Origin of the sequence: Streptomyces sp. NPDC052236 (assembly GCF_044548015.1) — a bacterium.
GTDB lineage: Bacteria > Actinomycetota > Actinomycetes > Streptomycetales > Streptomycetaceae > Streptomyces.
The window spans coordinates 133,666-154,220 of sequence record NZ_JBIUBL010000016.1; the positions used below are offsets into that span (position 1 = coordinate 133,666).

Annotated in this window: 15 protein-coding genes and 1 pseudogene; 3 read left to right on the forward strand and 13 right to left on the reverse strand. The window is 71.0% G+C overall.

Annotated elements, in window-relative coordinates; genetic code table 11:
* Positions 1 to 22: 22 nt before the first annotated feature.
* From ACIHCQ_RS25730 to ACIHCQ_RS25770, 9 genes and pseudogenes are all read right to left on the reverse strand, one after another.
* Positions 23 to 1,555, reverse strand: a complete 1,533-nt coding sequence (locus ACIHCQ_RS25730) for a WXG100 family type VII secretion target (RefSeq protein ID WP_399666709.1) — start codon at positions 1,553 to 1,555, stop codon at positions 23 to 25.
* A gap of 42 nt (positions 1,556 to 1,597) precedes the next feature.
* Positions 1,598 to 2,110 (reverse strand): hypothetical protein, encoded by a 513-nt coding sequence (locus tag ACIHCQ_RS25735; protein ID WP_399666712.1) that lies wholly within the window; start codon positions 2,108 to 2,110, stop codon positions 1,598 to 1,600.
* Between the two features lie 98 nt (positions 2,111 to 2,208).
* Positions 2,209 to 4,524 (reverse strand): xanthine dehydrogenase family protein molybdopterin-binding subunit, encoded by a 2,316-nt coding sequence (locus ACIHCQ_RS25740; protein WP_399666715.1) that lies wholly within the window; start codon positions 4,522 to 4,524, stop codon positions 2,209 to 2,211.
* A complete protein-coding gene (locus tag ACIHCQ_RS25745) occupies positions 4,521 to 5,807 on the reverse strand; it encodes a (2Fe-2S)-binding protein (protein ID WP_399666718.1) in 1,287 nt (428 codons plus the stop codon). Before ACIHCQ_RS25745 ends, ACIHCQ_RS25740 begins: the two co-directional genes overlap by 4 nt.
* Positions 5,804 to 6,700: an FAD binding domain-containing protein gene (locus ACIHCQ_RS25750; RefSeq protein ID WP_399666719.1), complete on the reverse strand. Its 897-nt coding sequence runs from the start codon at positions 6,698 to 6,700 to the stop codon at positions 5,804 to 5,806. The genes ACIHCQ_RS25745 and ACIHCQ_RS25750 overlap by 4 nt, the downstream gene beginning before the upstream one ends.
* 310 nt (positions 6,701 to 7,010) lie before the next feature.
* A pseudogene (locus tag ACIHCQ_RS25755) lies at positions 7,011 to 8,657 on the reverse strand (beta-N-acetylhexosaminidase).
* Between the two features lie 778 nt (positions 8,658 to 9,435).
* Positions 9,436 to 9,735 carry a DUF3039 domain-containing protein gene (locus tag ACIHCQ_RS25760; RefSeq protein ID WP_399666722.1) on the reverse strand — a complete coding sequence of 100 codons (300 nt, stop codon included), beginning with the start codon at positions 9,733 to 9,735 and terminating at the stop codon, positions 9,436 to 9,438.
* Positions 9,736 to 9,753: 18 nt separating this feature from the next.
* Entirely contained in the window at positions 9,754 to 10,524 is a 771-nt protein-coding gene (locus ACIHCQ_RS25765; RefSeq protein ID WP_399666725.1) for an ABC transporter permease, read from the reverse strand.
* On the reverse strand, positions 10,521 to 11,246 hold the full coding sequence (locus ACIHCQ_RS25770; RefSeq protein WP_399666728.1) for an ABC transporter ATP-binding protein: 726 nt from the start codon (positions 11,244 to 11,246) through the stop codon (positions 10,521 to 10,523). Before ACIHCQ_RS25770 ends, ACIHCQ_RS25765 begins: the two co-directional genes overlap by 4 nt.
* Before the next feature lie 113 nt (positions 11,247 to 11,359).
* Between ACIHCQ_RS25770 and ACIHCQ_RS25775 the strand changes: the two genes are divergently transcribed.
* Positions 11,360 to 12,493, forward strand: a complete 1,134-nt coding sequence (locus ACIHCQ_RS25775; RefSeq protein ID WP_399666731.1) for a sensor histidine kinase — start codon at positions 11,360 to 11,362, stop codon at positions 12,491 to 12,493.
* Positions 12,490 to 13,182: a response regulator gene (locus tag ACIHCQ_RS25780; RefSeq protein WP_399666734.1), complete on the forward strand. Its 693-nt coding sequence runs from the start codon at positions 12,490 to 12,492 to the stop codon at positions 13,180 to 13,182. Before ACIHCQ_RS25775 ends, ACIHCQ_RS25780 begins: the two co-directional genes overlap by 4 nt.
* On the opposite strand, the gene ACIHCQ_RS25785 is transcribed toward ACIHCQ_RS25780, so the two are convergent.
* Positions 13,175 to 13,735, reverse strand: a complete 561-nt coding sequence (locus tag ACIHCQ_RS25785; RefSeq protein ID WP_399666736.1) for a YqgE/AlgH family protein — start codon at positions 13,733 to 13,735, stop codon at positions 13,175 to 13,177. The two genes, ACIHCQ_RS25780 and ACIHCQ_RS25785, sit on opposite strands and share 8 nt — an antisense overlap.
* A gap of 255 nt (positions 13,736 to 13,990) precedes the next feature.
* On the opposite strand from ACIHCQ_RS25785, the gene murA reads away from it, so the two are divergent.
* Complete coding sequence (gene murA, locus ACIHCQ_RS25790) at positions 13,991 to 15,331, forward strand: UDP-N-acetylglucosamine 1-carboxyvinyltransferase (RefSeq protein ID WP_399666739.1); 1,341 nt, start codon at positions 13,991 to 13,993, stop codon at positions 15,329 to 15,331.
* A 343-nt stretch (positions 15,332 to 15,674) separates the two neighbouring features.
* Here the strand turns inward: murA and ACIHCQ_RS25795 are convergent, their stop codons facing one another.
* From ACIHCQ_RS25795 to ACIHCQ_RS25805, 3 genes are all read right to left on the reverse strand, one after another.
* A complete protein-coding gene (locus tag ACIHCQ_RS25795) occupies positions 15,675 to 15,956 on the reverse strand; it encodes an HU family DNA-binding protein (protein ID WP_003954777.1) in 282 nt (93 codons plus the stop codon).
* Positions 15,957 to 16,231: 275 nt separating this feature from the next.
* Complete coding sequence (locus ACIHCQ_RS25800; RefSeq protein ID WP_399666742.1) at positions 16,232 to 17,686, reverse strand: NAD-dependent malic enzyme; 1,455 nt, start codon at positions 17,684 to 17,686, stop codon at positions 16,232 to 16,234.
* Positions 17,687 to 18,073: 387 nt separating this feature from the next.
* Complete coding sequence (locus ACIHCQ_RS25805; protein ID WP_399666745.1) at positions 18,074 to 20,503, reverse strand: HelD family protein; 2,430 nt, start codon at positions 20,501 to 20,503, stop codon at positions 18,074 to 18,076.
* Positions 20,504 to 20,555: the final 52 nt, after the last annotated feature.

The window sequence follows — 20,555 nt, forward strand, 5'->3', positions numbered from 1 at the left end:
TCTGGGCCGAATCCGTACGAGATCAGTCGATCACCGGCGGCACAATATGCCGACGGCTCTGCTGCCAGGTCTCTTCATCTTCCGTCAGGTAGTCCGGGCGCTCGCCATTCTGTTCGTCCTGCCGAGAGTTGACGCCGCGCCGTCCTGGGGAGCCCGCCCCGGCTCGGCCCGCGCCGGCACCCGGGTTCGCGCCTCGGACGAGTCCCGAGCCACCCGGTGTAAAGGGCCGCGCACCGCTCTGCCCGGACTGCTGCGGCCGACCGCCGACCATGCCGCCCGCCTCGGACGCCAGACGACGGCCACCGGAGATACCACTCTGCCCCGCACCGCCCATGGGGCCGCCGCCAGGCATGCCGGCCATGCCCCGGCCCATCGTCCCACGGGCACCCGCACCCGCTTCGCTGCCGATCACCATGCCACGCGGAAGGCCACCCGCGGGACGACCTGTGTTCGGCGTGACAGGACGGCCCCCAACGATGCCGGATTCCCGGGGCATCCTTGAGCCTGCCTGTCCGGGCGGCGCAGTGCCCGGAGCACCCGGAAGTGTCCTTCCACCCGGCCCACCCGCGGTGGGCACAACGGCGTTCTTGCCACTGAACGTTGGCGGGATCGTCCCCGGCAGCACGGTGTTCGGAGCGTCCGGCCCGCCGGGTGGAGGAACTGTGGTGGGGGCAGGGGGAATCTGGGTCTGCGGCGGCAGAGTGCCCACGCTGTCGGTTTCCAGCTGCACTGGCTGTTCCGCCACTGGCCGTTCGGTCACCGGCCGTTCCGCCACTGGCTGTTCCCCCACTGGCCGTTCGGTCACCGCTACTTCCCGGGGAGTCGTCGTCGAGGTTTCGCGGCCCTCAACCACCCTTTGAGGAGAGGAAGACCGCGAATCATCTGATGCGACGCGCTGCACACTCGATTCAGTGCCCGCCGATCGACTCAAGTCACCCGCCGAATCCAGCTGCCTGCCCGGTACGAACTCGCCCGGCGGCGGCGGAAACGTCGGCGGCTCTGCCGCGCTGATCAGAAAAGTCGAGAAAGAGTACGACTGCGCAAGCTTGTTCATCTGCTGAACGGCCTGCGCGTGATCCTCGGTCAGCTTGGCCCGTGCCTCGCTGCCGATCTTCTGGGAGTCCGGATCGTTGTGGTACTGCCGAGAGGCGTCGAGGTTCCCCTGAGCCGTGACGTCCTTCTTCGGCAGGTTCTGCTTGACCTCTGTGAGCGTCTGGGCCGCATTGCCCAGCCAGGTTCCGCCGACGGCGCTGTAAGTTCCCAGCTGAAGCGTCGCCTTCCAAGCACCCTCCCCCCAGGTCTCCATGGCCTTGCCGGCTTCGCCTTCCCAGGGGACGCTCGTTATGTAGGCCTTGAGGTCCTCACCGATCTCGTTGATCGTCTTGGAAGCGTCGGTCAGCTGGCTCGCCAGGGTTTTGAGGGTCTCGGGGTTCGCCGCAGCGACCATCGTGAGCATCTCTTCGTGCGTCTTCGACTCGAAGTCCGTGGTCCCGAACAAGCCGCCGAACAGGCCCAGCGGGAAAAAGCCTCCGCCACCCGAACTCGGTTCAGCCATGACGCTGCCCCACCCTTCCCCGTGTTTTCGTTACCGCCGACATCAGCCCGTGCCGCCGGTCGTGTCGCCCGATGCCCCGTCTTGCCCCGACTTCCCGTCCTGGGCCGGCTGCTCCGCCTCGCGCCGTTCCCGCTCACGCTGGTCTTTGTACTCATGAGCATCATCGCTGATACGACGCATCCGTTGCTTGATGTCGTCGTCGATGTTCTCGTAGCCCTTCTTCGAAGCAAGGACGGCGATGCTCAGGCCTTCGATCTGACCGGCCAGGCCCGAGGAAAGGTTCTGCAGCTCGAGGTGGACCTTCTTATAGATCCCATAGAGCGCTTTGGCCTCGCTGAAGCCGTGGCCGAGATCGCCCTCCGGAACCTCGCCCTCGGCCATCTTGGCCGGCGCCGCCGGTGAACCCTCGAGTTTGATCAACAGCTTGTCGACTCGGTCCTTGAAGTCCTTCAGGGCCAGGGCGTCGACATCCAGATCCTTGCGACCGCTTCCCCCACCCGTCGTCGGCATCGGTGGGCCGTATACCGGCCGCCCCGTCCCGTCGTCCTCTGCCACGAACGCCTCCCCGTTTACATACGTCTACAGGGATCACTGTACCGAGCCACAACGACAGAGCGCACCCCGGGATTGCACGTGCAATGAGGGTCACACCGTCACGAGTTGGGAACAGCCACCGCCGCCTGAGGCCTTATCGGGAGGCGGTTGACCGGGCGGCCCGTCGCCGCCCGTACCGCCGCGGCCACCGCCGCCGGGGAAGTCACCACCGGGATCGCGCTCGCCGCCTTCGCGCCGAAGGGCGCCACGACGTCCCGTTCCTCCACCAGTTTCACGATGCGAATGTCCGGTGCGTCCAGAGACGTCGGAAGCGCGTAGCCCGTCAGGTCCGGGTGGCGGACCAAGCCGCGGGCCGTGCGGAGGTTTTCTGTCAGGGCCGTGCCGATGCCCTGGGTGATGCCCGCCTCGATACGCGTCGCCAGCTGCGCCGGGTTCAGGACGCGGCCCACATCCTGGGCCACCGCCATTTCCACCACCCGGATCGCGCCCAGTTCGATGTCCACGTCCACCACCGCGCGGACCGCGCAGAACGCCAGACCCACGAAAGCGTCCCCCTGGCCCGACTCGTCCAGTGGCTCCGTCGGGTGCGGGCGGCACTGGGCCGTCGCCCACAGTTCCTTGCCGTCCATCGCCTCCATCACAGTCGTGGACAGCACGCCGTCGTACGACGTGATCTTGCCGTCCGTGATCTGGAGCAGCTCCGTCGACATACCGAACTTATGGGCCAGCGGCTGGAGCAGTTGCGTACGGACCATCTTCGCGGCCCTCTCGACCGCGCCGCCCGAGACCCACGTGTGCCGGCCGTGCGCCGCCGGGCCCGCCGGGGGCTGGTCCGTGTCGACCGATGCCACGTGGACCTCTTCCAGGCCCAGCGTCTCCTGCACGATCTGGCGGGCCAGCGTGGCGAAGCCCTGGCCCGTCTCCACCGCCGCGCAGATCACCGTCGCGACACCGTCGTGGACCTTGACCGTCGCCGTCGAGACTTCGTCGGCGCCTTCCGCCCCCAGCATGTGGACCATGCCCAGCGCGTAGCCGACCCCGCGGCGGATCGCTCCCGGTTCGCCCGCGCCCTCCGGGCCGCCCGGCAGCAGCCAGTCGTCCTCGGGCGTGTCCATGGGAAGGGACGGCAGCGGGAAGTCCCGCACCGCGAGCAGCAGTTCCGCTACCGGTGCCGGGCAGGTGACCGTCTGGCCGGTGGGGAGGATGTCACCCGTCGCCAGTACGTTGCGCAGCCGCAGCTCCGTGGGGTCGATGCCCAGTTTCGCCGACAGCTTGTCCATCTGCGCCTCGTACGCGGCGCAGACCTGCATCGCCCCCTCGCCGCGCACATGGCCCGACGGCGGGTTGTTCGTACGGACCGCCCAGCCCTCGATGAAGGCGTGCGGGACCACGTACGGGCCGCAGGCGAAAGCGACCGCCGCCGCCAGCGACTCCGACGACGCGTCGGCGTACGCGCCCGAGTCCAGCAGCAGTTGCGCCTCGACCTTCACCAAGCGGCCCTCCGCGTCCGCGTGGTGGCGGTAGCGCAGCAGCGTCGGGTGGCGGTGGGCATGGCCGAGGAAGGACTCCTCGCGGGTCGCCGTCAGCTTGACCGGGCAGCCCGTCTTCAGTGCCAGCAGGCCCAGGGGCAGCTGGAAGCCGGGGTCCTCGCGGTCGCCCGTCGCGCCCGGGACGCCCGTGACAACGACCTTCACGCGGTCCTGCTCCAGGCCGAAGCAGGCCGCCGCCAGGTCGCGGTCCGTGTGCGGGTCGGTCGATGCGACGTACAGCTCCACGCCGCCGTCCGGGCGCGGGACCGCGAGACCGGCCTCGGCGCCGATGGGGGCGGGGTCCTGGCGGCCGATGCGGTAGAGGCCCTCGACAATCACCTCGCCCGCCACGTCCGGGTCGCCGTAGCGCAGCGGGATGTGGCGGATCAGGTTGCCGTCGGGGTGCAGCGGCTCGGCGGCGAAGGCCTTCTCCGGGTCGGTGACCGGCTCCAGCACCTCGTACTCGACGCCGATGGCCGCCGCCGCGAGACGGGCCGTGTCGGGGTGGTCCGCCGCCACCGCCGCGATCGCCTCGCCGTGGTGGCGGACGAGGTCGGAGGCGAAAACGGGACGGTCGACGACCTGCCTGCCGTACGACGTGTCACCGGGAATGTCTTCGTGCGTGACCACCGCTCGTACGCCCGGCATGTCCAGCGCCGCCGACGTGTCGATCGAGGTGATACGGGCGTGCGGATGCGGAGAGCGCAGGATCGCCGCCCACAGCAGGCCCTCGGCCCACAGGTCCGCCGCGTACGGAAAGGTGCCCTCCGTCTTGGCGGCGGCGTCGGCCGACGGTAGGGAGGAGCCGATGCCGTGCGCGGGCCGCTGCGGCTGGGGGCCGTCGACCGCTTGGGGCGTCGCGGTGGTGGCCGCGTCGTTGCTCACGCCATGCCTCCGTCGTGCGGGTGGGGCTGCACACTACCTGCGCCGGGGAGCGCTTGGTGCGGAATGCGGGCTTCCTCACTCGTCTCCGCCGCGGCCGACGCACTCGCCGCGCGCTCGGCGACCACTTCGCGTACGGCGTCGAGCACGCCCCGGTAGCCGGAGCAGCGGCAGAGGTTGCCGCAGAGGGCCTGGCGCGTCTGGAGCTCGGTGGGGGCGTGGTTGCCCTCAAGGAGGTCGTGGACGGTCATGGCCATGCCGGGGATGCAGAAGCCGCACTGGACGGCACCGCAGCTCGCCAGGGCGCGCTGGACGTCGGAGGGTTCGCCGTCGGTGGCGAGGCCCTCGACCGTACGGACCTCGGAGCCCGCGGCGATCGCGGCGGGGACCAGGCAGGAGGCCACGAGGCGGCCGTCGACCTGGACGTTGCACGCGCCGCACTCGCCCTGCGAGCAGCCGTCCTTGGCGCCGGCGAGGCCGAGGCGCTCGCGCAGGACATAGAGCAGGGACTCGCCGATCCAGGCGTCGGTGACGGGGCGGTCGGTGCCGTTGACGCGCAGGACGTAGGAGCTGGGCGGGTGCTCGTCGCTGCCCGTGGAGGAGGAGGTGAGCCGTGCTGCCTCCGGCTCCGGGGCTGCCTCTGGCGCCATCTCTTGTTCTGCGGGCTCCGGCTCCGACTCCGGCTCTGCGGGGGCCTCGAGTTCCGCCGGCTCTTCGGGCTCCGTCCGCTCCGCCGGCTCCTCGCGAACCGTCGCCCACGGTGCCACCGCGCCGCCCGGCAGCGTCGCCGGGGCGTCCGCCGACGGCGCCCACGGGGCAGGCGGGGCCGCCGCCTCCCACTCGGACTTCAGCGCGGATGCCGTGAACTCGCCGGACTCCTCGGGCAGGTCACCGCCCGCCACCGGGATCGTCCACTGGCCGGTCAGTTCCACGGCCGCCTGAACCGGCTCAGCCGCGTGCTCAGCCGGGTACTCGTCCGCGTACGTCCACTGGCCGACGGGATCCGCGTACGGCGCCGGCTCCGGCCACCGCGTCCCGGGCTGCTCTGTCTGCCACACCCCCGTCGCCGCCGGGTCTGTCACCTCGGCCGGCTCCAGCGGTGTGATCACCGGCGGTACGTAGCCGTGGCCGGGCGCTTCGAGCGGGGCCGTGTCCAGCGCTCCCTCGGCCGGGAACTGGAAGAATCCGGTGGCCTCCGCGTCGTACTCCCCGTGCGGGATCGGCTGCCAGCCGCCCTGCTCCGGCGGGAGTTCGTGCGGGTTCTGCGGGTTTTCCTCATTACTCACGACAGCGCCCTCCCCAGTGCACGTCGGGCCAGCGCGGCGACGGTGCGCCGCAGATGCAGTACGCCGGGTGGCAGCACGTCCTGCTCCTCACCCGGCGCGGCCGGGGCCGGATCCGGGATGCACGCCGCGGCGACGTACTCGCCGAAGGCCGCCAGCGCCTCGGCAGCCAGGCCACGCTCGCCGTCCCAGTCGATCAGTGAGGCGATCCAGCGCTCCGCCTCCAGGGGCCGCAGCGGCATCGGCGCGACCGCGCCCACCGCGCAGCGCACCCCGCGCCGCGCCGGGTCGAGGACGACGGCGACGGACGCGGTGGCGCGGCCGGGGCCGGTGCGGCCGGTGGCCTTCAGGAAGACCTGCGGGGCGTGCAGCAGGGGTACGCGTACGTAACCGATCAGTTCGGCGGGGCCGAGCAGCTCCCGGCCCGCCAGCAGGTGCGCCACGGGGATCTCGCGGCGTGTGCCGCCCGGTCCCGCGATCACCAGGTCCGCTTCCAGGGCGGCCAGCACGGGCAGCGCGTCCCCGGTCGCGGCGGCGGTGGCGATGTTGCCGCCGAGAGTGCCCGCGTTACGGATCTGGGGTGGTCCGGCGGCGCGCGCGGACGCGGCCAGCGCGGGGATGAGGGCCGCGAAGTCGGGCCGTCCCATCCGGGCGTGGGTGAGTCCGGCGCCGAGGAGCGCGTGCCCGTCCTGGTAGCGCCAGCCGCGGATCTCGCTGATACGGCCGAGACCGACGAGGCCGGCGGGTCGCAGTTGGCCCTTGTTGACGGCGGCCATGAGGTCCGTACCGCCGGCGACGGGCACGGCGGCAGGCATGGCGGTGAGCGCCGCCACGGCCTCGTCGAGCGAGCCCGGCAGCGTCACCGACTGCGCCGTCTGCGGTGCGTGCGTGGTCACCCAGCTGCCCCTTCCCAGTGTCCCGGCTGTCCGCCTGTGTTGCCGTACCGTACGTGCTCACAGCCCGGACGTGGCAACTCTGGCACATCTTCCGGGCCGGCCGACGCGAGGGTCCACGAAGGGCACATACGCCCCCGATATACCGCTCGTGACGATAGTCCGGTTTCACACATCGTCACCGCCAGATGCCAGCACAAGCGGATTGCACCCTTCAACGACCCTTGTACGACTTATTCCTCCAGGGCTAACTCCTTACGGCGGTCCACGGTTCCAGGCTCGCGGGCCCGGGGCACGCGCCTTGCCTGAGGGCTCACACGTTTGGGGGCGCACCCTCGATCGGGCGTCCGAGGCCGCCCGTCATTCCTTCGGGGGCCGGCCGGCGCTGCCGGGGCAAGGGGCCGCCCGGCGGTCGGTAGTCCACGCCGAGTGCGTCAAGGCGCGCGTAGTGGGCGGTCATCCGCCGTTCGAAATCCGCGAAGTCGCGCTCGGCGGGGGCGGGGAGTGCGGACCAGGCGACCTCGGCGAAGGCCGCGAGGCGCGGGAAGACCTGGTAGTCGACGCGGGAACGGTCCTGCATCACCTCGGTCCAGACGTTGGCCTGGGTGCCGATGATGTGGGCGGCGGCCTCGGGCGACAGGCCCGCCGGGACAGGTTCGAAGCGGTAGACGTCCTCCAGGGTGCGTACGTATCCGATGGGCATCGGCTCGTCGGCGCCGCCGTGCTGACGGTGGTCCAGATACACCTGCTGCTCGGGGCACATGACGACATCGTGACCGGCCTCGGCGGCGGCGATGCCGCCCCCGTAGCCGCGCCAGGAGGAGACGGCGGCACCGGGCGCCAGCCCTCCTTCGAGTATCTCGTCCCAGCCGATGAGGCGTCAGCCGCGGTCGGCGAGCCAGGTGTCGAAGTGCCGGATGAACCAGGACTGGAGCTCGTCCTCGCCGGCGAGGCCGAGGTCCTTGATACGGGCCTGGGCGGCCGGGGACGCCCGCCACTGGTCCTTGACGCACTCGTCGCCGCCGACGTGCACGAAGGGCGAGGTGGCGGCGGGGAAGAGGGCGAGGACCTCCTCGAAGACGCCCTCGTAGAAGCGCAGGGTGTTGTCAGTGGGGGCGAGTACGTTCGGATTGATGCCCCAGGTGTCCCAGACGGAGAGGGAGGCGGTGCCGATGACGTCGGTGTTGCCGAGTTCCGGGTACGCGGCGATGGCCGCCTGCGAGTGGCCCGGGATGTCGATCTCGGGGACGACGGAGATATGCCGCTCGGCGGCGTACGCGACGATCTCGCGGATGTCGTCCTGGGTGTAGTAACCGCCGTGCGGCTTCTCGTCCCAGAGGGGTGAGGCACGGTGGCCGTATTTGGTGCGCTCCCGCCAGGCGCCGGTCTCCGTCAGTTTGGGGTAGCGCTTGATCTCGATGCGCCAGCCCTGGTCGTCGGTGAGGTGGAAGTGGAAGACGTTGAGCTTGTGGGCGGCGAGGAGATCGAGGTAGCGCAGGACGTCGTCCGTGGGGAGGAAGTGCCGTGATACGTCGAGCATCAGGCCGCGCCAGGCGAAGCGCGGGCGGTCCTCGATGACCTGCTGCGCGATTGCGTACGTGGTTCCCGGGCGGACCGGGGCGCGGCGGAAGGCGTGGGGGCCAAGCAACTGACGGAGCGTCTGCGCGCCCCAGAAGACGCCGGCCGCGCTGCCACCGCGGATTTCAGCACCCCGGCCCTCAACCACAGTGAGGCGGTACGCCTCGGGCTCCAGGGTGTCGTCGGTGAGCAGCGTGATCGAGTTCCGGGCGCCCTGCTCCCCCGGCGCGAGCGGCAGCCCGAGGGCGGCGCCGACCGTGGAGCGCAGCCAGCGCTCGGTGGTCCCGGTGCCGGGGGCGGCGTACAGCGTGATGTCCGGGCCGAGTTCGTAGAAGGCGTCGCCGTACCCCGATACGAGTCGGGGCGCAGGGATCAGATCCATCTCTTGCAACCTTTCGCCACGCGGATATGACGCCCCGATTCCCACAGTCTCCAGCATGCGGAAGCGGGGACGAGGCGCGCGAGAAAATTGGAGGAGCTGGAACAAGCCTCCCTGCCACGGCCCCTCATAGGCCGAGCAAAGATCTGGAACCTATCCGCATTCGTGTGTATGTGCGGCTATCACAGCATTTTACGCGTCGAATGTAAGTAACCTGCCGAGCTCTCAACCACTTTGTCGCACGCTCCCGGGCCTGATGGCCTGGGCCTGCCTCCTGTTGGGTGCAGGCCTTGTGCGACCAGCCCGAGTCATCACGATCAGCGATCACCGGACCCTGGAACCGGCGTCAGCAGTCGAGCACCGATACGGCACGCTCCATGGCACGGAGATTCGCGAGCATCTCCTCACCAAGTGGAACCGCACGCGCAGCGGACTACCCAGGACCCACACCCTCGACGCACAGTGTGCCGGCGTCCTGCACAACGTCACCGCGTATCCAAACACCGTGCTGACCGCTTTGGTTTCCCCCGCAAGAAGCCATCCCCTCAGGAAAATACGCCGGGACCTACACAGGCAGAGTCCTGGTCCGCACCACTGGAAAGTTCGACATTCGCACGTCTCGCGGGCGAATCCAGGGAATCCGTCATCGTCACATCCGTACCCTCCAGCGCGGGGATGGATACGCCTGGAAATGCCCCGGAAACGCGAAACGGCCCCCGGGACGCGCTGACCGCGCGTCCCGGGGGCCGTCCCCGGCAGGGGAGGGACTGAGGCGAAGGACCTACTTCTTGTCCTTGCCGCTGCCGCTCTTGCCCTTGTCCTTGTCGCCGCCAGGGCCCATGGACTCGTAGATCTCCTTGCACATCGGGCAGACCGGATACTTCTTGGGATCGCGCCCCGGTACCCAGACCTTCCCGCACAGTGCCACCACAGGAGTGCCTTCGAGGGCACTCGCCATGATCTTGTCCTTCTGGACGTAATGGGCGAAGCGCTCGTGGTCGCCGTCGCCGTGCGACACCTCCGGCGTCGGCTCTACAAGGGTCCCGGTGCCTGTCCCGCGCTCGGGCTCAAGAGTGCTCATAGCAGCCAAGGGTACCGCTCAGGCGTCGCGCCTCCGCAGCACCAGCAGTCCGCCCGCCAGAGCGGCGCCGGTCCATGCCACGAGCACCGCGAGCCCTCCCCACGCGCCCACACTGATCCGGTCGTCCGCGACGGCGCGCGTGATCTGCATGCCTGCCAGATTCGGCAGATACTGCGCCACGCTCTCCACTCCCGGCAGGTTGCCCAGGACGTCCGAGACGATGAAGAACAGCGGGACGAGGATGCCCAGCGACAGGGCCGTTCCGCGCAGCATCGCCGCCACCCCCGCCGACAGCAGACAGAGCAGCGTCAGATAGACCGCCAGCCCGATGGTGGCCCGCAGCGCGCCCGGATCGCCGATGCCCGCGTTCTGCCGTGCGCCCATCGCCGTCTGCGCGCCGGCGAAGGTCGCGAAGGCGGTGGGCAGCGCCACCGCGAAGGCCGCCGCGGCCACCGCGACCGCCTTCGCCGCCCAGAAGACGCCCCGGTGCGGCACGGCCGCCAGGGACGCGCGGATCGTGCCCGTCGCGTACTCGCCGCTGACCGCCAGCACCCCGAAGCAGACCATCGCCAGCTGCCCGATCGAGGAACCGGCGAAGCCCATGCCGACCGGGTCGAAGTCCTCGTCGGCGCCGAAGGTCTCGTAGTCGCCCTTGATGATCGAGCCGTACAGGACACCGATCCCGACGGTGAGTACACAGGCGGCGGCCAGCGTCCACCAGGTGGAGCGGAGCGTACGGAGCTTCAGCCACTCCGCCCCCAGAGCGGCACCGAGCGAGGAGGCGTTCATCGCGCACCACCGCCCACACCCGACGTCAGCCGCATAAAGGCCTCCTCCAGCGAACCGCCAGGACCCGCGTGGGTGTCGACCATCTCGTCGACCCCGCCCTCCGCGAGCAGCCGCCCCCGCCCGATCACCACCACGTGGTCCACGGTCAGCGCCGCCTCACTCATCAGGTGCGAGGAGACGAAGACGGTACGGCCGTCCTTCGCCCACTGCCGCATCAGCGTACGAATCCACACAATGCCCTCCGGGTCCAGGCCGTTGACCGGCTCGTCCAGCAGCAGCACCCGGGGATCGCCGAGCAGCGCCGCCGCGATCCCGAGCCGCTGCCCCATGCCGAGCGAGTACGTCTTCGCCCGCCGGTCCGCGACCTCGCCGAGCCCGGTCCGCTCGATCACCTCTCCGACCCGCCGGTCCGGTATCCGGTGCGTACGGGCGAGGTAGCGCAGATGGCCCCGGCCGGTGCGCCCCGGGTGCACGGATCGCGCCTCCAGCAGGGCACCGACCGTACGGAGCGGATCGCGCAGCCGCCCGTACGGCAGCCCGTCGAAGAGCACCGTGCCGCGCGTGGGCCGGTCCAGGCCGAGCATCATCCGCAGGGTGGTGGACTTGCCCGCGCCGTTGGGTCCGAGGAAACCGGTCACGCGCCCCGGTTCGACCGTGAAGTTCAGCCCGTCGACGGCGGTCGTCCGTCCATGGCGTTTCGTCAGATCACACACTTCGATCATGTCCGGTACGGTCCCGTGGCCCGCCGGCCCGGCGCATCAGGCCGGGGACGGAGCGCCCCGCCTCCCTCCCCAGGCGGAGGCGACGGCCTTCGCCGAGCACATACGGTCGGGGGATGACTTCGGGGAATCGGCTGGTGGGGCGCGATGCGCTCCTCGTACTCGGGTACGCCGTGCTGCTCACCGCCACCGGGACGACGGCCGGGACCCCGCAGCAGCACACCCCGGGCTGGCTGAGCCTGCTGCTGGTGGCGGCCACCACGCTGCCGCCGGCGGTCCGGCGGCTGTGGCCGGTGCCCGTCTTCTGCTCGGTGACCGCGGCGACCGCGGCGGCCGTTCTGCTCGACTCGGTATGGGACCCGTTCCTGCCTGCCGCCTTCGCGCTCTACACGGTCGCGGTGACGAACGAGGGCCGCCGCTGGTGGGAGCGGTGGCTGCCCGGACTCGCGATCCTCCTGCTGGGCTGTGCGGGGCTCGTCGCCCCGGCCCGCCAGGAAACCCGGTACTGGTGGTCGGGCGGCCCCGGCCTGCTCCTGCTGGGCTTCGCCGCGCTGCTCGGCGCCTGGGAGCTGGGCCGCGCCGCCCGCGAGCGCCGCGCCTTCGCCATCCGTACGGCCGAACAGCTGGCCCAGCGCGCGGTCACCGAGGAGCGGCTGCGCATCGCGCGCGAGCTGCATGACGTGGTCACCCACTCCATGGGCCTGATCGTGGTGAAGGCGGGGGTCGCCAATCACGTCGTACGGACCCGGCCCGAGGAGGCCCACGACGCGCTGCGCGTCATCGAGGCCACCGGCCGCGGCGCGCTGACCGAACTGCGCCAGATGCTCGGCGTACTGCGCTCCCGGACCACCGGTGAACGCCTCCCGGCCGTGCTCGGCCCGGCACCCGGGCCCGACGGGCTCCCGGAGCTCGCCCGGCGCGCCGGGGCGGAGCTGACGGCGCGCGGTCTTGAGGGGCTGCCGGAAGGGGTGGGCGTCACGGTGTACCGGATCGTGCAGGAGGCGCTGACCAATGTGGTGCGGCACGCGGACCCGGGCGCGGCGAGCCGGGTCTCGGTCATGGCGGCGGACGGCACCGTACGGATCGAGGTCACCAACGACGGAGTCCCCCGTTCCGTCGTGGAGGTGGCCGAGGGGCACGGCATCGTCGGCATGCGGGAGCGGGTCGCGCTCTACGGCGGCACGCTCGCGGCGGGCCCGCGCGACCTGGGCGGCTTCGCCGTCCACGCGACGATTCCGTACCAGCGGTGATCCGCGTACTGGTCGCGGACGACCAGGCCCTGCTGCGCGGCAGCCTGCGCCTGCTGGTGGACGCCGAGCCCGGTCTCGTCGCGGCCGGTGAGGCGGCGGACGGCGCCGAAGCGGTGCGCCTCGCCCGCGAGACGCGCCCCGACGTGGTCCTGATGGACGTACGGATGCCGGGCATGGACGGCATCGAGGCGACCCGGCTGATCTGCGCCTCACCCGAGACCGCGGGCACCCGGGTACTGATCCTGACCATGTTCGACCTCGACGAGTACGTGTACGGGGCGCTGCGCGCGGGCGCCAGCGGCTTTCTGCTGAAGGACGCGCCGCCCGCCGAACTGCTCGCCGCGGTCCGGGTGGTGGCTGCGGGCGAGGCCCTGATCGCCCCGGCCGTCACCCGCCGGCTGATCGCCGAGTTCGCCCGCCGCCCCGGCCCCGCCCGGCTCGACGCCGCCGGGCTCGATGGGGTCACCGGCCGCGAGCGCGAGGTGCTGGAGCTGGTCGCCCGCGGGCTGACGAACACCGAGATCGCCCAGCGGCTGTATGTCGGGCTCTCCACGGTGAAGACCCATGTCAGCCATCTGCTCGCCAAATTCGGGGCGCGCGACCGGGCGCAGCTGGTGATCGTCGCGTACGAGACGGGCGTGGTCGTCCCGGGGGCAGTCCGGGGGCCGGCCGGTCCGGGGGTCAGTTGAGCGACGGGTCGTCCGGGTAGGTGGCGAACATGGCCAGTTCGTTGCGCTGACGGCGCAGCACCGCCCGCCACAGGCTCTCCGGCCGCGGCGACGACACATCCCCGGGCTCGGACTCCACGACGTACCAGGCGCCGCTCTTCAGCTCCTCGTCCAGCTGGCCCGGACCCCACCCGGCGTACCCCGCGAAGATCCGCAGGGAACCCAGCGCCGCGCCGAGCAGCTCCGGCGGCGTCTCCAGATCGACCAGCCCGATCGCGCCGTGCACCCGCCGCCAGCCGAGCGGGCCTTCGTCGCCGGGGATCACGGCGACGCCGAGCGCGGAGTCGAGGGAGACGGGGCCACCCTGGAAGACCACGCCGGGTTCCCCCGCGAGGGCCGCCCAGGACTCCAGCACATCGCTGACGTCCACGGGGGTGGGCCGGTTGAGGACGACGCCGAGCGAGCCCTCGTCGTCGTGATCGAGCAGCAGAATGACCGCCCGGTCGAAGTTGGGGTCGGCGAGGGCGGGGGTGGCGACAAGAAGCCGCCCTGTGAGCGAGGACACCTCGGTCATGCCACACATGATCTCGCATCTTGGCCCTTCGCGGGGTGCGCATGGCTCAGTGCGCGTGAGCGCAGCTCAGGGGGCGGGCCAGGGCCGTGGCGCGGGAGGACCGGACGATAACACTCCGCAAGCTCGCGCGAACTCAGCGTGTTGTGCCCAATTCATTACGACCTGGGAGGGTCCTTGGCCTTACGGGGCAGGGGTGGCCGCCCCTTACGCTGTTGCACTGTCCCTAGTCCGTCCTCTCTCCGGAACGCGAGATACATGACCGGCACCGACGATGTACTGCTAGTCCACGGCGGCACCCCCCTGGAGGGTGAGATCCGCGTCCGCGGCGCGAAGAACCTCGTGCCCAAGGCGATGGTGGCCGCGCTCCTCGGCAGCGGGCCGAGCAGACTGCGCAATGTGCCAGACATCCGCGATGTGCGCGTGGTACGCGGACTGCTGCAGCTGCACGGAGTGACGGTCCGCCCCGGCGACGAGCCGGGTGAGCTGGTGCTCGACCCCTCGCACGTCGAATCCGCGAACGTCGCGGACATCGACGCGCACGCGGGCTCCTCGCGCATCCCGATCCTCTTCTGCGGCCCGCTGCTGCACCGGCTGGGCCATGCGTTCATACCGGGTCTGGGCGGCTGCGACATCGGCGGCCGGCCGATCGACTTCCACTTCGAGGTGCTGCGCAAGTTCGGCGCGACGATCGAGAAGCGGGCGGACGGCCAGTATCTGGAGGCCCCGCAGCGGCTGCGCGGCTGCAAGATCAGGCTGCCGTACCCCTCGGTGGGCTCGACGGAGCAGGTGCTGCTGACGGCCGTGCTGGCGGAGGGCGTCACCGAGCTCTCCAACGCCGCGGTGGAGCCGGAGATCGAGGACCTCATCTGCGTACTGCAGAAGATGGGCTCGATCATCTCCATGGACACCGACCGGACGATCCGGATCACCGGCGTCGACAAGCTCAGCGGTTACACGCACCGGGCGATCCCGGACCGGCTGGAGGCGGCGTCCTGGGCGTCGGCGGCGCTGGCGACCGAGGGCAACATCTATGTGCGCGGCGCTCAGCAGCGTTCGATGATGACGTTCCTCAATACGTTCCGCAGGGTCGGCGGCGCGTTCGAGATCGACGACGAGGGGATCCGCTTCTGGCACCCGGGCGGCTCGCTCAACGCGATCGCCCTGGAGACGGACGTACACCCCGGTTTCCAGACCGACTGGCAGCAGCCGCTGGTGGTGGCGCTGACGCAGGCGGCGGGCCTGTCCATCGTCCACGAGACGGTGTACGAGTCGCGGCTGGGGTTCACCTCCGCGCTCAACCAGATGGGCGCGCACATCCAGCTGTACCGGGAGTGCCTGGGCGGCTCGGACTGCCGCTTCGGCCAGCGGAACTTCCTGCACTCGGCGGTGGTGTCGGGCCCGACGAAGCTCCAGGGCGCGGATCTGGTGATCCCGGACCTGCGGGGCGGGTTCTCGTACCTGATCGCGGCGCTGGCGGCGCAGGGGACGTCGCGGGTGCATGGGATTGACCTGATCAACCGGGGCTACGAGAACTTCATGGAGAAGCTGGAGAAGCTGGGAGCGAAGGTGGAGCTCCCGGGCGGCGCGCTGGTCTGACCGGGGCGGGGCGGGCCTCTGTCGGGGGCGCTGCCCCCGAACCCGCCTCCTACGCCCTGCGGGCGTGGGGGGACCTCCAGCGCCTCAATCGCCGGCGGGGCTTACTTTCGCCCTCGGGCCCTTGTCGGGGCTCCGCCCCGAACCCCGCGCCTCAATCTCGCCCTACTCCCCCTACGCCCTGCGGGCGTGGGGGGACCCCCAGCGCGGGCGTGGGTGGGGGCACCTCCCACGCCGCTAGGCGTAGGGGGAGTGCCCCCAGCGAGGCTGGGGGCCCAGCCGCACACGCAGAAGGGCGGTCACCCCTCCCAGGGGGTGACCGCCCTTCTCCATGCTGCCTAGAGGACTACTTGCCCTTCGCGGCTTCCTTGAGCTTCGAGCCCGCGGAGACCTTCACGCTGTAGCCGGCCGGAATCTGGATCGGGTCGCCGGTCTGCGGGTTGCGCGCGGTACGAGCGGCACGGTGGGTGCGCTCGAAGGTCAGGAAGCCGGGGATGGTGACCTTCTCGTCGCCCTTGGCGACGATCTCGCCGACCGTCTCGGCGAGAGCGGCCAGAACGGCGTCGGCGTCCTTACGAGTCACCTCGGCGCGGTCGGCCAGCGCGGCCACCAGCTCACTGCGGTTCATGTTGTTACTCCCGTGTTCTTCTTGCCTGTGAGGCGTGAGATCGAAGCCGATGCTGCCAGGGCCGTCGAACAGTCCCCGGACCCGGGTCTGCTGTCAGACCCTCGCGCCCAAATATGCATCCTGCCCCCACCGGCGGCGGGAAAGCCAATCCGGCACCCTCCGGAGTCACCCGGAGTCACAGAGGCAGCGGAACCGCAGAGCCTCAGGCGCGGGGGCCCATGGTCCGCCACCCTAGAGCCGCATTCCCGGCCCCGCGACCCGCGACGCGCCGGATTTCAGCCCGACGTGGGCCCCGTCACACCCGCCATCGCACCCGTCGCCGACGCGCCCGCCGCCTTCGCGGCGTTGCGAACCGCACCGGCGACCGCTCCCGCGACCTTGTCGTTGAAGACCGAAGGGATGATGTAGTTCGCGTTGAGCTCGTCCTCGGTGACGACGCCCGCCAGCGCCGCCGCCGCCGCGAGCATCATCTCCGTGTTGACGGTGCGGGACTGCGCGTCCAGCAGACCACGGAAGACGCCCGGGAAGACCAGCACATTGTTGATCTGGTTCGGGAAATCGGAGCGGCCGGTGGCGACAACCGCCGCCGTCTGGCGCGCGATCGCCGGTTCGACCTCGGGGTCGGGATTCGCGAGTGCGAACACGATGGCCTCGTCGGCCATCGCCGCGACATCCTCCGCGCCCAGCACGTTCGGGGCGGAGACGCCGATGAAGACGTCCGCGCCGACGACCGCTTCCTTGAGCGTGCCGGTGACGCCCTCGGGGTTGGTGTTGTCGGCGATCCACCGCAGCGGCGACTCGGGGGCGGCGGAGACCAGGTCCTCGCGGCCCGCGTGCACGACGCCGTGGATGTCGGCGACGACGGCGTGCTTGACGCCCGCCGCGATCAGCAGCTTCAGGATCGCCGTACCGGCCGCTCCGGCGCCGGACATCACCACGCGTACGTCACCGATCCCCTTGGCCACCACGCGCAGCGCGTTGGTCAGCGAGGCCAGGACGACGATGGCGGTGCCGTGCTGGTCGTCGTGGAAGACCGGGATGTCCAGCGCCTCGCGCAGCCGCGCCTCGATCTCGAAGCAGCGGGGCGCGGAGATGTCCTCCAGGTTGATGCCCGCGAAGCCGGGGGCGATCGCCTTGACGACCGCCACGATCTCGTCGGTGTCCTGGGTGTCCAGGCACAGCGGCCAGGCGTCGATGCCCGCGAACCGCTTGAAGAGCGCCGCCTTGCCCTCCATGACCGGCAGCGCGGCCTTGGGGCCGATGTTGCCGAGGCCCAGCACCGCGGAGCCGTCCGTCACCACTGCGACGGAGTTGCGCTTGATGGTCAGGCGACGGGCGTCCTCGGGGTTCTCCGCGATCGCCATGCAGACCCGCGCCACACCCGGCGTGTAGATCATCGAGAGATCGTCACGGTTGCGAATGGGATGCTTGGACTGCATCTCGATCTTGCCGCCGAGGTGCATCAGGAACGTACGGTCGGAGACCTTTCCGAGGACGACGCCCTCGATGCCTCGCAGCTGCTCGACGATCTCGTCGGCGTGCGTGGTCGAACTGGCCGCGATCGTGACGTCGATCCGCAGCTTCTCGTGGCCGGAGGCGGTCACGTCCAGGCCGGTCACAGAGCCGCCGGAGGATTCCACGGCCGTGGTGAGCTGGGAGACCGCGGTTCCGCTCGCGGGCACCTCCAGTCGGACCGTCATCGAGTACGAGACGCTTGGCGCCGTTGCCATGACCGGGTTCCTCTGCTTTCCCTAGCTTCACTGCCATGCGGCCGGCTGGTGCCCGGCAACGCGCTCTGATGGTCGCACCTACCTGCGGGTAGCAGGTAATAGTGGTCATTCTGTTCGGAGCAGCTTTCCGCCATACGAAAGGGTCCGCGCCACCATGCGGTGACGCGGACCCAAAGACAGCCAAGACTGCCGAACGACTGAGGTGGCACCGACCCGCCATGCTCGCCTCGCGGCAAGTGGTCGCTCTAAGCGACGAAGGTTGGGCCCGGGGGCTTGGATCGAGCCGGTGCCGTCATCAAGGCTAACACCGGTCTTTTCCCTTACCGCGAGTCGATCCGCGACCCAGTTGCCAATCAGCCCCGCGACCGGCCCGCGACCGGTCCACGATCAGTCCCGCAGGAGGTCCGGCACCCCCTCCGCGTCCGGCTCGTCGCGCCGGTCCGAGACCACGGTGAGCTGCTGTGTCGCCCGCGTCAGCGCCACGTACAGCACCCGCAGCCCCGCCGGGGACTCGTCCGCGATCTCCGCGGGTGAGACGACGACCGTCGCGTCGTACTCCAGTCCCTTCGCCTCCAGCGAGCCGAGCGCCACCACGCGGTCGCCGAGCCCGGCCAGCCAGCGCGCCGCCTGCTCGCGCCGGTTCATCGCGACGACTACGCCGACCGTGCCGTCGACCCGGTCCAGCAGGCGCTGCGCCTCCGCCCGTACGGCCTGGGCCAGGCCCCCGTCCCGTACGACCGCGAAGCGGGGCCGCACGCCCGTGGAGCGGACCGCGGACGGGGAGACCATGCCGGGCATGGCCAGCGCGAGCACCTTGGCCGCCAGCTCGGCGATCTCGGCCGGGTTGCGGTAGTTGACGGTGAGCTCGAAGCGGCGGCGCGGGCGGCTGCCCAGGGCCTCGTCGCGCGCCTCCGCCGCCTCGTCCGGGGACGACCAGGACGACTGCGCCGGGTCGCCGACGACGGTCCAGGTGGCGTGGCGGCCACGGCGGCCGACCATGCGCCACTGCATCGGGGTCAGGTCCTGCGCCTCGTCCACGATGACGTGCGCGTACTCGGTACGCTCCGCCGCCAGCCGCTCGGCCCGCTCGCGCTGTGTCTCCTCGCGCTGCGGCATCAGCTCCTCCAGACCGGTGAGCTGGTCCAGCGGGTCGAGCTCGCGCTTCCTGCGGGGGCGGGCGGGGGTGCCGAGCAGCGTCTGGAGCTCGTCCAGCAGTGCCACGTCGTGTACGGACAGGACGTCACGCCGCAGGGAGCGGGCGACGCGGCGCACTTCGCCCGGGTTGAGGACGCGGCGCGCCCAGCGCCCGAGCGTCCGCTCGTCGGCCATGGCCTTGAGAACGCCGCGCGGAGTCAGTTCCGGCCACCACGCGTCCAGGAACATGAGGAAACTGTCCTCGCCGCTGACGTCCTCGTCGAAGGAGGAGCGCAGTTCCGCGGCGAGCTCGCGGTCCGCGTGGGACGCGCCTCTGCCCGCCGAGCCGGACTTCGACCACAGGGCGTCCAGCAGCAGCCTGCGGGCGCGCGGGCGCAGCAGATTGACCGGGGTGGTCGCGCCGAGGACGTTGTGGCGGATGCGGTTCAGCTCGTCGGCCTCCAGCTCCAGGCGGCGCCCGAAGGCGACGACCCGCAGCCGCGCGGGCGGCCCGGCATCGCCGGCGTCGTCGGCGTCGTCGTCGGCCTCCTCGCCGAAGGCCAGCTGCTCGGCCTCTCCCTCTCCGCGGACGGCGCGGAGAGGCTCCCGGGCGCCCGCGGGCCCCGAGAGCTCCAGCGCACCCCTCGCGGCCTTCTGGAGCACCTTCAGCATCCGCGACGAGCCCTTGACGCGGGCCACGGCCGGTTCGTCGTACGCCGTGGCCTCCACGCCGTCGACCAGACTGCCGACCGCGCGGATCGCGACCTGCCCCTCCTCGCCCAGCGACGGCAGCACGCCCTCGGTGTACGCGACGAGCAGCGGGGTCGGCGAGACGATGAGGATGCCGCCCGCGTACCGCCGCCGGTCCTGGTAGAGCAGATACGCCGCCCGGTGCAGCGCCACCGCCGTCTTGCCGGTGCCGGGGCCGCCCTCGACGTACGTCACAGACGCGGCGGGGGCGCGGATCACCATGTCCTGTTCGGCCTGGATGGAGGCGACGATGTCCCGCATGGTGTGGCTGCGGGCCTGCCCCAGCGCCGCCATCAGCGCGCCGTCACCGATGACCGGCAGCCGCTCGCCGTTCAGATACGCGGTCAGCTCCGGGCGCATCAGGTCGTCCTCGACGCCGAGGACCTTGCGGCCCTTGGAGCGGATGACCCTGCGGCGCACCACGCGGCCGGGGTCGACCGGCGTCGAGCGGTAGAAGGGCGCGGCGGCCGGGGCCCGCCAGTCGATGACCAGCGGCGCGTAGTCGGAGTCCAGGACTCCGATACGGCCGATGTGCAGGATCTCCCCGATGTCGGCGACCTGGCGGGGGCCGTCCGCGCGTACGGCGTCGTCGGCGGGCTCGACCGAGGTGAACGCCCCGTCCGGGCCCTTCTGGCCGTCCTTGCCGTGCAGCAGGTCGATCCGTCCGAAGAGGAAGTCCTCGAACTCGTTGTTCAGGCGGTTGAGGTGGATACCCGCCCGGAAGACCTGCGCGTCGCGCTCGGCGAGCGCGCCGGGCGTGCCGACCTGCCCGCGTTTGGCGGCATCGTTCATCAGGAACTCCGCCTCGTGGATCTTCTCCTCGAGGCGGCGGTACACCTGGTCCAGGTGGTCCTGCTCGACTCCGATCTCTTGGTTGCGTACGGAATCGACACCGGTATCAGCGGTTTCGACAGCGGCATCCTGCGCGGCCACCGAGGCCCCCTTCTGACGTGCACCTGGGCAGCCGTCAACCGTACGCGAAGGG

Coding starts and splice junctions, on each gene's coding strand:
- murA (WP_399666739.1), top strand. CDS start 13,991: ATGACCGGCACCGACGATGTACTGCTAGTCCACGGCGGCACCCCCCTG.
- ACIHCQ_RS25785 (WP_399666736.1), bottom strand. CDS start 13,735: ATGACCGAGGTGTCCTCGCTCACAGGGCGGCTTCTTGTCGCCACCCCC.
- ACIHCQ_RS25775 (WP_399666731.1), top strand. CDS start 11,360: ATGACTTCGGGGAATCGGCTGGTGGGGCGCGATGCGCTCCTCGTACTC.
- ACIHCQ_RS25730 (WP_399666709.1), bottom strand. CDS start 1,555: ATGGCTGAACCGAGTTCGGGTGGCGGAGGCTTTTTCCCGCTGGGCCTG.
- ACIHCQ_RS25800 (WP_399666742.1), bottom strand. CDS start 17,686: ATGGCAACGGCGCCAAGCGTCTCGTACTCGATGACGGTCCGACTGGAG.
- ACIHCQ_RS25760 (WP_399666722.1), bottom strand. CDS start 9,735: ATGAGCACTCTTGAGCCCGAGCGCGGGACAGGCACCGGGACCCTTGTA.
- ACIHCQ_RS25795 (WP_003954777.1), bottom strand. CDS start 15,956: ATGAACCGCAGTGAGCTGGTGGCCGCGCTGGCCGACCGCGCCGAGGTG.
- ACIHCQ_RS25765 (WP_399666725.1), bottom strand. CDS start 10,524: ATGAACGCCTCCTCGCTCGGTGCCGCTCTGGGGGCGGAGTGGCTGAAG.
- ACIHCQ_RS25770 (WP_399666728.1), bottom strand. CDS start 11,246: ATGATCGAAGTGTGTGATCTGACGAAACGCCATGGACGGACGACCGCC.